Annotated in this window: 8 protein-coding genes; 2 read left to right on the top strand and 6 right to left on the bottom strand. The window is 37.9% G+C overall.

What is annotated here, in order from left to right:
- Positions 1-144: 144 nt before the first annotated feature.
- The 3 genes from QM406_RS07660 to QM406_RS07650 all read right to left on the bottom strand — a co-directional run bounded on the left by QM406_RS07660 (position 145) and on the right by QM406_RS07650 (position 4,181).
- Complete coding sequence (locus QM406_RS07660; protein WP_414273867.1) at positions 145-1,338, bottom strand: MFS transporter; 1,194 nt, start codon at positions 1,336-1,338, stop codon at positions 145-147.
- A 76-nt stretch (positions 1,339-1,414) separates the two neighbouring features.
- Positions 1,415-2,278, bottom strand: a complete 864-nt coding sequence (locus tag QM406_RS07655) for an XRE/MutR family transcriptional regulator (RefSeq protein ID WP_414273866.1) — start codon at positions 2,276-2,278, stop codon at positions 1,415-1,417.
- 1 nt (position 2,279) lies between these two features.
- Positions 2,280-4,181 carry an ABC-F family ATP-binding cassette domain-containing protein gene (locus tag QM406_RS07650; RefSeq protein ID WP_414273865.1) on the bottom strand — a complete coding sequence of 634 codons (1,902 nt, stop codon included), beginning with the start codon at positions 4,179-4,181 and terminating at the stop codon, positions 2,280-2,282.
- Positions 4,182-4,333: 152 nt separating this feature from the next.
- On the opposite strand from QM406_RS07650, the gene QM406_RS07645 reads away from it, so the two are divergent.
- A complete protein-coding gene (locus QM406_RS07645; RefSeq protein ID WP_414273864.1) occupies positions 4,334-6,052 on the top strand; it encodes a phospho-sugar mutase in 1,719 nt (572 codons plus the stop codon).
- 111 nt (positions 6,053-6,163) lie between these two features.
- Entirely contained in the window at positions 6,164-6,511 is a 348-nt protein-coding gene (locus QM406_RS07640; RefSeq protein WP_414273863.1) for a thioredoxin, read from the top strand.
- 33 nt (positions 6,512-6,544) lie between these two features.
- Here QM406_RS07640 and QM406_RS07635 read toward each other — a convergent pair whose 3' ends face one another.
- The 3 genes from QM406_RS07635 to QM406_RS07625 form a co-directional block, all read right to left on the bottom strand.
- Positions 6,545-9,799 carry a DEAD/DEAH box helicase family protein gene (locus QM406_RS07635; protein ID WP_248034295.1) on the bottom strand — a complete coding sequence of 1,085 codons (3,255 nt, stop codon included), beginning with the start codon at positions 9,797-9,799 and terminating at the stop codon, positions 6,545-6,547.
- A 22-nt stretch (positions 9,800-9,821) separates the two neighbouring features.
- Positions 9,822-10,772 (bottom strand): Abi family protein, encoded by a 951-nt coding sequence (locus tag QM406_RS07630; RefSeq protein ID WP_248034296.1) that lies wholly within the window; start codon positions 10,770-10,772, stop codon positions 9,822-9,824.
- A gap of 110 nt (positions 10,773-10,882) precedes the next feature.
- Positions 10,883-12,784 (bottom strand): Eco57I restriction-modification methylase domain-containing protein, encoded by a 1,902-nt coding sequence (locus tag QM406_RS07625; RefSeq protein ID WP_248034297.1) that lies wholly within the window; start codon positions 12,782-12,784, stop codon positions 10,883-10,885.
- Between the last annotated feature and the right edge of the window lie 71 nt (positions 12,785-12,855).

Raw genomic sequence — 12,855 nt, 5'->3', positions numbered from 1 at the left:
TGTAGCATTTTTTTACCTTGATAAGTTTAACAAATCGTAAAAAATAGTTAAAAAGTCTTTAAAATTAAAAAAACGTATAATATCAAGAGTTCAATGAACTGATACGATACGTTTTATAATGGGCAGATTTACTTAATTTTATCTTCAATTTTGATTTTGCTCACCCGAATCCTTCTTCTGTCTTTGAATATAGACTATCGATACCAACGAAAGAAAAATAACTCCAAGTCCGATAATCAAAAAGGAAGCTAAGTGCACACTTGGTAAAAATGTCATCACACCTTTTGCAATCGGCATAAAGAGAATTGCCAGTGTAAAAATGGTACTCAATACCCTCCCCAGATAGTCTCCGTCAACCTTGGTCTGTACCTGCGTAAAGAAGTGAATATTAAAAATCGTCATAAATAGTTCACAAACAAGGTTTCCTGAAAAAGTTAGAAAATTTGGCAGTGGCAAGCCCATCATGAAAACTCCTACTCCTGTGAGGATCAATAAGAACAAAAGTGTATTCATACTGGATTTAAATTTATTTGCAATCAATGCTCCGATGATTGAGCCAATTGCACCCATGGTTAAGATAGTTGCATAGGCTCCTTCTACACCATAGAGTTTATTTGAAAAAGGGAGCAAAAACTCAAAAGCTGCAAAAAAGAAATTCACACTGGAAGCCACTAACAAGAGAAAGAAAATTTCTTTTTGATGCCAGATATAGTGCAAGCCATCTTTGATGTCCGCAAAAATATCTTTCCCGGTGAAACTCTTCTGCTCTTGAACCTTTGGTTCTTCTTTTGGAAGTAAAGCCACTAGAGCAAAAGCAATGAAAAAAGTCAGTGCATCTAGTGAGAGCGTCATATGAAGACTTGCAAATTGTAAAACAAGGAAAGAAAGCACAGGAGAACTAACACCAACAACCTGCAAAACTAACTCCAAGCGCGAGTTATAGGTCACTATCTCGTCCTTTGCTACCACCTCTGTGATAATAGCTTTATTGGCAGGCCGAGAAAAAGCAAAGGCAATGGCCTGGACAATATTAGCAAAGATCAAAGCTCCAATCATCCAGCTATCATTTCTGATAAAAGAAATGACCAGACAGAGAATCCCACAAACCAAGTCTGTTGTCATCAAAATCTTACGACGCGAAAAACGGTCTGAAATCACTCCACCAAAGGGATTGACTAGTATGGATGTAACGAGTTCAGAAATCTGATAAATCCCTAGAACGGTTTGCCCAATCGTTCCCATCGATGCCAACCAAACACTATTCCCATAATCATAGAGCATATTTCCTAGTTTGTTAATAGCTCCACGACTAATCAACTGTACTGCATATCGATTCATAAAAACTCCTCTCAAATTTTGAAACTATTGTATCAAAACTTGAAGGAGTTTCTTATTTTTTCCCGTATTTGGGAAATTAATCTTTTACAAATTTATCGTAATGTTCCTGATAGTAAGCTACTTGCTCTGGAAGACCTAGCACATCAAAAATATGCATGGCTTCCTGCATTTGTTTACAACCTTCTTCTTTTTGCCCCTTCTGATAAAGAGCAAATCCTTTAAGAAAGTGGAAAACATTACGCTCATAGAGTTTGATGCTCTTACCTATGATCTTCTCTATATAAGCTTCAAAGTAGCTGGCATTTTCAAAAGCAAGATGTTCTAAACAATGCTGGTAACAATTAAGAGCTAAAATCAAGACCAGTTTTCGATGGCGACCAATTTCTTTGTAGAAATCCTCCCTCTCCATCACTTCTCTACCAAGGCGAGCAACATAGTCCACATCATAAAAGCTGTAGAGATTGCCAAAGAGAATCAACTCATACATGGTCCATTCATCTGTTTGGAAAAGATAATCCGCCACCTTATCCAGATCAGCTTGCTTCATAGTGAAGCTAGCATCTCTTTGACAAATCAGACCTTGTAACAAAATCCAGTTCAGCTCAAAATAGAGGGGATTTGTTGAACTCTTAGCCTTTTCAAGTTGTTCTTCTTGAAGCTTTTGAAAACCTGCAATATCATTTGAGTAGTAAAGCGGAATAATCTGAGCCATCAAGCTCACATGCGCATGATGTTGAAAATTTCTAGTCTTATCCATAAAATTCTCAATCGTCACATGAATATTATCTAATATTTCAAAGAAACGAGATGCAGCCAGATCTGACTCCCCCAATTCAAATCGGGATAATTGGGAGGTCGAACAGGCCTCTCCTGCAGCTTCTTTTAGAGAGTAATTTTTACTGATTCGAAATTCACGAAAGACTTTTCCAAGATTTTCCATCTTACACCTGCTCCGACAATTCTTCCCACTCCAGCATAGCTTCTTCCTGACGATGGCTAATTTTATCCAGTTCTGCTTGCAATTGCATGAGTTCATCCGCATCATTGGTGGTATGCATTTGTTCAGAGATTGCTTGGGCTTGAGTTTCCAGCTCTTCGATTTCTGTCTCAAGACTTTCGATTTGTCTCATCAATTTACGAAGTTCTTTTTGACTTTCCTTTTGAGCTTGGTAGTCATTAACTGGAGAAGCTTCTTTTTCTTCGTTAACAGCTGCTGCTTCTTCTGCTTGGCTAGCTGCTAGCTCTGCTTTTTTATCAACATAATAGTCATAATCACCCAGATAAAGTGTTGACCCATTCTCAGATAATTCCAACACATGAGTGGCCACTCGGTTGATAAAGTAACGGTCATGGCTGACAAATAGAAGAGTCCCATCAAAGTCAATCAGTGCATTTTCCAAGACTTCCTTGCTATCGATGTCTAAGTGGTTTGTCGGCTCATCGAGGATCAAGAAGTTATTGTTTTCCATGGAAAGTTTAGCTAGAAGCAAACGAGCTTTCTCTCCACCTGAAAGCATTCCAACTGATTTCTTAACATCGTCACCAGAGAAAAGGAAGGCACCTAGGCGATTACGGATTTCAACTTCTGGCGTCAATTTAAAATCATTCCAGAGTTCGTCTAAGACTGTATTGCTCGGAGTTAACTTACTTTGCGTCTGGTCATAGTAACCAACCTCAACATTAGCACCAAAACGCTTCTCCCCCTTAATAAATGGAATTTGGTCTACAATAGACTTAATAAAGGTTGACTTACCAATACCATTAGGACCAACAATGGCGATGGCGTTCATCTTACGAAGATCAAGGTTAATGGGTTCTGATAAGATTTCACCATCATAGCCAATGGCAGCATTCTCCACCGTCAAAACGACATTACCAGATACTCTATCAGAATGGAAGGTCATATTAGCTGATTTCTTGCCAGCTTCAGGCTTGTCCAATCTCTCCATTTTCTCCAGTTGCTTGCGTCGAGATTGAGCACGTTTGGTTGTCGATGCTCGAACAAGATTTCGGTTAACAAAGTCTTCTAAGGCAGCAATTTCCTTCTGTTGTTTTTCATAGTTCTTAGCTTCAGTTGCGAGTTTTTGCTCCTTCTGCTCCACAAAGCTCGAGTAGTTTCCTACATATCTGTCCAAAGAATGTTTTGTTAAGTCGAGTGTTATGGTCGCAACCTTATCGAGGAAATAGCGGTCGTGACTGACGATAATGAGGGCACCGCTATAGTTTACAAGGTAGTTTTCTAACCAGGCAATGGTTTCAATATCTAGGTGGTTAGTCGGCTCATCCAAGACCAAGAGATTAGGCTTTTCAAGGAGCATTTTAGCAAGAGCTAGACGAGTATTTTGACCACCAGATAACTCTGCAATTTTCATCTGCCACATAGACTCGTCAAACTTGAAGCCATTTAAGATAGCACGAATATCGGCTTCATAGGTAAATCCTCCAGCATGACGAAAATTTTCTGATAGGCGATCATAGTCAGACATGAGTTTATCTAGTTCTGCTCCAGTCTTTTCCCCCATCTCCAACTCCATCTGGCGAAGTTGTCTTTCAGTACGACGCAAGTCATCAAATACATGTAGCATTTCATCGTAAATGGTGTTCTCAGACTCAAAACGGCTATCCTGTGCTAGATATGAGAGGGAAATATCTTTTTTCTTATTGATTTCACCAGTGGTTGGCTCCTCTTCTCCAACCAATATCTTGAGCAAAGTAGACTTCCCAGCACCATTTTTTCCAACGAGGGCAATACGGTCTCTTTCATCTACTTGTAGGTTTATATTATCAAAAAGAACCTCTCCTGCAAAAGAACGTTCAATTTTATTAGCTTGTAAAATAATCATACAGTTAGTATAGCATGTTTCGGTAAGCCGTTCAAGACTTGTGGTTTAGGTATATTTCATAACTTTTTCAGAAACTTATGCTAACGTTTTACTAAAACTTCAAATCGTGATATAATGTAAGCGATTAGATTATATATTAAAGGAGATTTCCTATGTCTTACCAAGAAAACTACCAAAAATGGGTTGATTTCGCAGAACTTCCAGACTATCTTCGTCATGATTTGGAAAATATGGACGAAAAAACTAAGGAAGACGCATTCTATACAAATCTTGAATTTGGTACTGCAGGTATGCGTGGACTGATTGGTGCTGGTACTAACCGCATTAACATCTACGTTGTTCGTCAAGCAACAGAAGGTTTGGCTCGTTTGATTGAGTCAAAAGGTGAAAATGAAAAAGAACGTGGTGTAGCCATCGCTTATGATAGCCGTCACTTCTCACCTGAGTTTGCCTTTGAATCTGCAGCAGTTCTTGCCAAACATGGTATCAAATCTTACGTATTTGAAAGCCTTCGTCCAACTCCAGAACTATCATTTGCAGTTCGTCACCTCAACTGTTTCGCAGGAATTATGGTCACAGCCAGCCACAACCCTGCTCCATTTAACGGTTACAAGGTTTACGGTGAAGACGGTGGACAAATGCCTCCACACGATGCGGACGCTTTGACTACTTATATCCGTGCAATCGAAAATCCATTTGCAGTTGAAGTTGCTGATGTGGAAGCTGAAAAAGCTTCTGGCTTGATTGAAGTTATCGGCGAAGCTGTTGACGTAGAATACCTTAAAGAGGTTAAGGACGTAAACATCAACCCAGCCTTGATTGAAGAATTCGGTAAAGACATGAAGATTGTCTACACACCACTTCATGGTACTGGTGAAATGTTGGCTCGTCGTGCTCTTGCCCAAGCTGGATTTGACTCTGTTCAAGTCGTTGAAGCGCAAGCAACTGCTGACCCAGACTTCTCAACTGTAAAATCTCCAAACCCAGAAAGCCAAGCAGCCTTTGCCCTTGCTGAAGAACTTGGTCGTCAAGTTGGTGCAGATGTTCTTGTGGCAACTGACCCTGATGCTGACCGTGTTGGTGTTGAAGTTCTTCAAAAAGATGGTAGCTACCTCAACCTTTCAGGTAACCAAATCGGTGCTATCATGGCTAAATACATCTTGGAAGCCCACAAAAACGCTGGAACTCTTCCTGAAAATGCAGCCCTATGTAAATCTATCGTATCAACTGACTTGGTAACTAAGATTGCTGAAAGCTACGGCGCAACCATGTTCAACGTTTTGACAGGTTTTAAATTTATCGCTGAAAAAATCCAAGAATTCGAAGAAAAACACAATCACACTTACATGATGGGATTTGAAGAAAGTTTCGGTTACTTGATTAAACCATTCGTACGTGATAAAGATGCAATCCAAGCCGTTCTAGTCGTTGCTGAACTTGCTGCCTACTATCGTTCACGTGGTTTGACACTTGCTGACGGTATCGAAGAAATCTACAAAGAGTACGGCTACTACGCAGAAAAGACTATCTCTGTTACCCTTTCAGGTGTCGATGGTGCTGAACAAATCAAAGCGATTATGGCTAAATTCCGCAACAATGCACCAAAAGAATGGAATGCAACAACTATCACTGTCGTTGAAGACTTCAAAGCCCAAACTGCTACTGCTGCTGACGGAACTGTTACAAACTTGACAACTCCTCCAAGTGATGTTTTGAAATATACACTTGTTGACGGTTCATGGATTGCCGTTCGTCCTTCAGGTACAGAACCAAAAATCAAGTTCTACATTGCAGTTGTTGGTGAAAGCAACGAAGAATCACAAGCTAAGATTGCTAACATCGAAGCAGAAATCAATGCCTTTGTAAAATAAAGTCCTATAAAAGATGAGACCAACCAATCTCATCTTTTTTTCGTATCAAATCTAAGCAATTTTAGAAACTTTATGGCATACTAGACATATCAATGAAAGCGAGGTAATCTCATGGAACAATTTTTAGAAAATATCAAAGACCTTGAAGTCACTACAGTTGCGCGTGCGCAAGAAGCTCTTGATAAAAAAGAAACTGCAACTTTCTTTATCGGTCGCAAAACTTGCCCTTACTGCCGTAAATTTGTAGGTACATTGGCTGGTGTCGTAGCTAAAACTAAAGCTCACATCTACTTCATCAATAGTGAAGAACCAAGCCAACTCAATGAGTTGCAAGCATTCCGCTCACGCTACGGAATCCCAACTGTACCAGGCTTTGTTCACATTGCGGATGGACAAATCAATGTCCGTTGCGACTCTTCAATGTCAGCACAAGAAATCAAAGAATTTGCAGGATTGTAAAAGATATAAAAAAGAAGGTCAATGCCTTCTTTTTTAATTATTTTCAAAATAGGAATCAACCAGCTCCTGAATCCTTCCTTCTTTAGCAGCAGGAATGGTATCTTCTAAAACAAAGTTCTTTCTACTAATATCTTGGGAGAGATTTCCAAAGATAAAATTAGTGGAAATGTTGTAGATAATTTCTGAAGGCGCAAATCCATAAACTTGATTTTCAAGGATATGTTTTAAGCGTTCTTCAGGATTTGGAAAGGATTCTTGCATACCTACGCTATTATATAGGCGCTTAACAAGTTCTGCAATATAGAGGCCTGATTTTATGTACAAATCAATAAATGTCTTAGATGGATCATCAAAGATTCCTGGGTTTTCTTTTTCAAGATCATCCACCATTCTCTTCACCACTCGTTTAGGAGTGAAAATCTGATTGGTTTTCTGCGGTGGAATATAGTCAAAAATATCTTCTTTCTGATCTTTAAAATAATCTGCCAATTCCTCTTTCTTACGAAGAAATTCTTGAATGGCTTCATCAAATGTTGCTCGATCGAATAGATGTCCTGTAAAATCTTGCCCACCATCTCTCAAATATCTAAATTGATCAATCGTAATCCCTGTTACTTCATAAAAAACATGTTCAGGAACAAAGGTGTCAAAATTATCAAGTGTTAGAGATAGATCACCATAGGCCATAATAAAACTAGGAATTGTTCTTGCAAATCCTCGAAGGTGATCACGAATCTCATCCTGAGCTGATTGTTTCAACTGCTCCACACGTTTTATCTCAACTTGTTCGATAAATTTCTCAGGCATTTTTTCCACTTCTTTTTTGAGTGTTTGTTCTAGTTTTTCTTTGTGAATGAGATTATTTTCTTCTATTCGTTTTTCAAGATCTTCTTGAATCTTATCTTTCTGTTCCTTATCATTTGTTTCCTTGAGCTGTTGTTGCAACTCTTCCTTGATATGAGCTTCAGAAATTTTACGTTCTATCTCATTTTTTCGAATTTCATTCTCAAATGTTTTGGAAATTTCTTTCTTGATTTGTTCTTTTTCCCTCGTTTTAAGGTCATAGCCTGCTTCCAATTCTTTTACAATCACTGGAGAAACTGTTTGACTCAACTCAGAAGCCAACTTCCTATGAGATTTTTCCTCATTCTGGGCCATCACTTCTGTAACTGACTGACCAAGTCCATAGACTTTTTCTCCAAAGAGTCGCATTTGCTGATTAACTACAATTTCATGGTCAACTACTGCATTGCCCTCATCATCGACTGTAACATCTGAAAAGTCTAGTAGTGCAGAAGGTGTTTGTAACTTTCCTTCCTTTTCAACTGGTAATTCATTTAAAATGTCTAGAACGGTTTGACTAGCTTGGAAAATGCCGCTGATATTATCAAATAAGAGATTGGACATAAAGCCTCGTTTGAGGACTTCTCTAGCTTTTATCTGACGAGGTATGGTTAGAACCGCCTTGGCATCAATTTCAACCATCTTACCTGCACGGTCTTCTGCTATCACAGGGAAGAAATTTAGTAATTCTCTAATGTTTTCTTCACGAGTTGCGGAAGTTCCTCCACCTCCAGCAGTTGAAAGAGATAAGTTATTGGCAAACTCATCGAAAAGTATCAAGGTTCTTTCTGGCGCAAAGTCAAATACATAGGCTCTTTCTTTGCGGAAGTGATTTCCTTTGTTATCACTCCATGAATATGGGTTTTGAGCACGAAAGGCAGCCTGCATATAAAGGGCGGGTGATTTCAAGTTTGATAACATCAATACGCCTGTCCATTCAGGGATAGTCACACCTGTCGTCAACTGACCGACGGATAGGGTAATGGTTTTGTCATTCTCTGCTATTGCTTTTCTAACCAAGTCTAAGGATTTGAGTTTGACCTTATCATCTTCCTCTGACATACGTCCGTCACCAGCAGCTAGAACAATCTCATAATTTTCATAGATGGGGTGTTCTTCTAGTAGTGCTTTTAAGGCCTTAGCTGAGGCTACACGTTCTAAGAGCCAAAAAGTATGCTTGAGTTCGTTCCGAAGTTCCTTGGTTGAAAATGGATATTTTTCATTGCTTGACAGAGTATCTAACCAATTTATAACATCTTGTTCATGGACAAATTTCCCTTTATCATCTGTAGCGAAAAATTCACTCAAGTCAAAAGCATAATCGATATTTTCACCATCTAGTTGAGCACCTTTTTCTAACTCTTCGCCAATCATCTGAGACATTTGATAGGTAAAGAGATTTAACTGAGGCAAGCTCTCATAAGGATTTTCCTCTTCTTGTTCAGGAGACCAGGTAGATTTGGCAGACTGTTCATCCGCATAAGACCAGTTGTAAATCTGCTCCTCTGTAAAATCTCCCTTAGCTAGTGCCTTAAATGGAGTTCCAGAAAGATGTAAAGTAAAATTCCGACGAATCTTGTTAAAGGCTTGATCTGTCTTAAAAGTATCAACTCCTTCATGAGCCTCATCGATGACCAACAAATCCCAATGTAGGTCAGTTACCCATTTGAGTTTATTATGCTCTCCACCTAGATAAGCAGAACCTTTCAAGTCTTGCAGACTGATAAAAGCAAGTTGTCGTACATCATCATCTAAAAGGCCAACAAATTCTTTTCGTGACAATGTTGGACGATTTTTAAGGCTATCTGACTCTGAAACAAACTTGTAAGTCGTTTGACCTGCTATGAATGTTTCGAAATCATCATACCACGAATTAGCAATGGCAGGTCTGTTTGTTACAATCAGGACATTGACAGCATCCATTCGACGAGCTAGGTCATAGCTAGATAAGGTTTTACCAAAACGTGGCTTGGCATTCCAGAGGAACTTACCTCCTGGGTGATTCTTGAAATAAGCTACCGTTTTAGCAACTGCTTCTTTTTGCTCTTGTCGCAGAGTATAGTCCTGTCCTTGGCCGGGCTGATACCCTGACAAATCATGCTGAACAAACTTATCAAAAAGATTTTTAGATTTTTCAGGAGTTCCATTAAAGTAAAACCATTCCGTCTTAGGACGACGCTCCACATCATGGAAAGAAAGGAAATGGTGGAAATCATGATCCTTAAAAGTTTTTCCTTTATCAGGTTCTTCCGTATATGCTGCAGCAGCCGTCCATAAGATATCTGTATCTATATGAGCAGTATGCGTTTGTTCTTTAATCCGTTGCGTTACATCACGCTCCGTATAACCAATCTTAATCCAGCCCTCATTACTGGTTACAGTCGGTGTAGTGTAAGCATAGATTTTAGGATCAATTTTCTTTTTTGTTTTAATCTCAACTGACATACGTGTTCCTTTTAAAATGAAATTAGGCTAATTTTTCCAACTCAGTTAAGTCGATTCCCATAGTCTTTAAAATGTCGTTAAATACTACTGTTTTGAATTCATCAGCGTACTGTTTAAATAAATGCATCAAAGCTTTATATAATCTTTGAAAATCTTTTTTATCAAGTACAACTTTTAAAAATAGAATGACCACTATGAAACGTTTATTATCATATCTGCTAATCCCAAAATGATTTGCTATCTGGGAAACTCTGACACTTCTTAAATTAACATTATACAGTCGTTCATCATGTGCACAGATATTTCTAACTAAGTTAACCACTTTCAAACAAGCGCTTAAATCTGCACTAGAAAGTCTAAATGTATGATCTTTATTTTGTGTTCTGTACTTGTCTGTATAAAACTTTGCAATGATATTCTTCATGCTATCCGTTAAAATATTGTAAAAATTAGCAATGTTTCCCATCGTAAGAAAATTAACCAAAACCCAAAGTGGGACTTCTCCATGCTCTTCAATGTAGTGCTTAATAGCCCCTGTCCTATCTACCTTATCATGAATAGTCTTTGTTAAGATAGAGATTTGTTGAAGAACCTTTTTAGGGTCATTATCGACAAAATTTGCAATATCTAAATAAGCATTCTTCCGAGAATATTTTTTGGAAAATTCATATGCAATCGTAGTTTTTATTGAGTTTTCGAATATCAATAAATATTTCAATAATAATATTCGTAATTCCCTGTCAAATAAAAATAGGGCTTTGAGTTCGTTAAAATGAGTATCTTCTTGATAAAGTTCAGGCTCAACAGGGAGATTATTGCTATCCTTTACTAAAAATAAATCTTTGTAGCCGTTTATAACATTGTAATAATTTTCTTGTTCTAAAAATCTCTTTGGTTTGCCATTCGTTGGGACCACAACTCCCCTATTTCTTAAAATCGTTAATTGTTGATTGAATGTTTTATGTTCCTTCAAACTAATCTCCTATAAAACAAAAAGGGTCAGGGCATCGTATGCTTCCTGACCTAATCCTATGCAATCTATTATAGATCATTGGGCGCTATATGTCAAATAAAAGTATTTTTCTAGTCCATCTCCCTTACATGGGTCTCAATAAAGGCAATTTCCTCAGGGGAAAGGTCATATTTTTGATAGAGCTGACGGTCAATGTCAGCCACTGATTGTGTCCAATCAATGTCCGAATTGACCGTAAAGTCTTGGAGTGGGACTTTAGCCCACTTATCACGTGTATTATCCTGAGTAACTTTTAAGACAGCGAGTAATACTCTAGCAAATTTACTCTTTATATATTTTAAACAGTTTAATGCTTCCTCTTGACTACTAAACTGACCAATCGAAATGTATGTTTCAGTAAAAGCTGAAAGAGGTTCTATAACAAATGGTTCTCCTATCAAAATTACAGAAGTGTTATTATTCGCAATGCCAGTTCCATACGCTTTTGGTAGTATAACTCTCCAATTCTCATGACCTAAAGGTTTGTTTATATAATCACTTTGTATATATCTATACACTCGATTGTTTTGATATCTACCATATACCTTAGTAAAATTTTCTTTCTTTTCATTAATCGAATCAAAGAAAATTATGTCAGTAAATTTATCAAATGCACCTGTACCAATATCATTTTTATGCCCCTTTGATTGTATACTTTCAATCTGAGGAAAATCCAAATGCGCTTTTTCTGTTAATCTATAGATACCTCTACCTGAAATAATATTATTCAAAGTTGATGGAGTGTTACTTTCTACTTTCTTTGAAATACTATTTAGCTCCGGATGACTGGTAAAGGAGCCTATAGGCCCAGAAATTTTATCTTCATTCCTATATAGAATTACAACACCTCCAGAAATGCCAACACCCGGAAATACTTTTGATGAGTCTTGCTCATAGAAAACAACCTTTAATTTTTCGTCTTCAAGCATTTTCTTATTCCATTTTTTAGGAGTAGATCCTGCATTAAATAGAAAACGAGCAGGGGTAATAAGTAGGTATTTTTTTGAAATCTCTTCAGCAGAGTCGTAAAATAAATTATATATAGCATCATCACGAGCAGATGTCCCACTATCTATTTGATACGGCGGATTTCCTATCACGACATCAAATTTCATTTCACTTTCCTCACTAGATAGGCGCTCAAAACCTATCATCTTATTCTTTTTCCAGTCTTTGATTTGGGTTTTAGATTCTACTGCTTGTTCTACTTCCAGCTCATCTGAAAACAAGCTTAGCTGTTGAGATTGCTTTTGTGTACCTGAGTAAGGACTGATTTTATTCAATCCGTCCATCTGAAAGACGTTATAAGAGATAATGGTTGCAATTTCTTTCTTTTGCTCTAATGTTGGTTGATTTCCAGTCTTAGCTAGATAGTAATCCTCAAAGGTTGCTAAAAGATTTTCACGCGCCAAAAGCAGGGAATCTCCTTGATACTCATAGCCATAGGAAGCACGGTAAACTTCTTTTACAAGTTCATAGAAGGTGGCTTCTTCTGTAACCTCACGACTAATGCGCTGTAATTTTCTATCAACAAAACCAACTCGCTCAGACAGTGGAATTTCCTCTCCGGTTACTGTATCATAGCGGGTTACCATATAAGGAGCCTCACCACAGGTAATTTCTAGCCAGCGGACTTTGATATATTCTTCAAGCGCTAGAACTTCAAGTTCAGCTTCCACATAAGCATTTTGCTTTTCAACCAACCATGTAGGCGTAAATACTTCCGCTCGAATCTTGGTTCTATCTTTTTGCTCATACTTAGACTTTTCCGAACGAGGTTGAATCAAGCTTGCATAGGTTCCCGTCACCCTACTTGGAGTGATGCGATCACTTGGAGCAAATCCTTTTCCCAACAATTCATAAGAATGTGTCGCCCAAACAATATTTTTCTTTGTCGTTCGATCTTTTAAAAGAATTTTTAATAAGTCAGCCGACTCCAGAGCCAACTGTTCTTCACTAATATCTATTGTCATAAGCAACCTTTCTTATATTGTAAACCCTATTATATCATATTTTAGAAAATGAAAATTTATTTGGAAAAGAA

The organism is Streptococcus infantis, from assembly GCF_047465035.1.
GTDB classification, from domain to species: Bacteria; Bacillota; Bacilli; order Lactobacillales; family Streptococcaceae; genus Streptococcus; species Streptococcus infantis_T.
The sequence above is the reverse complement of the archived record's forward strand: the minus strand, read 5'-3'. Positions and strand labels throughout refer to the sequence as shown.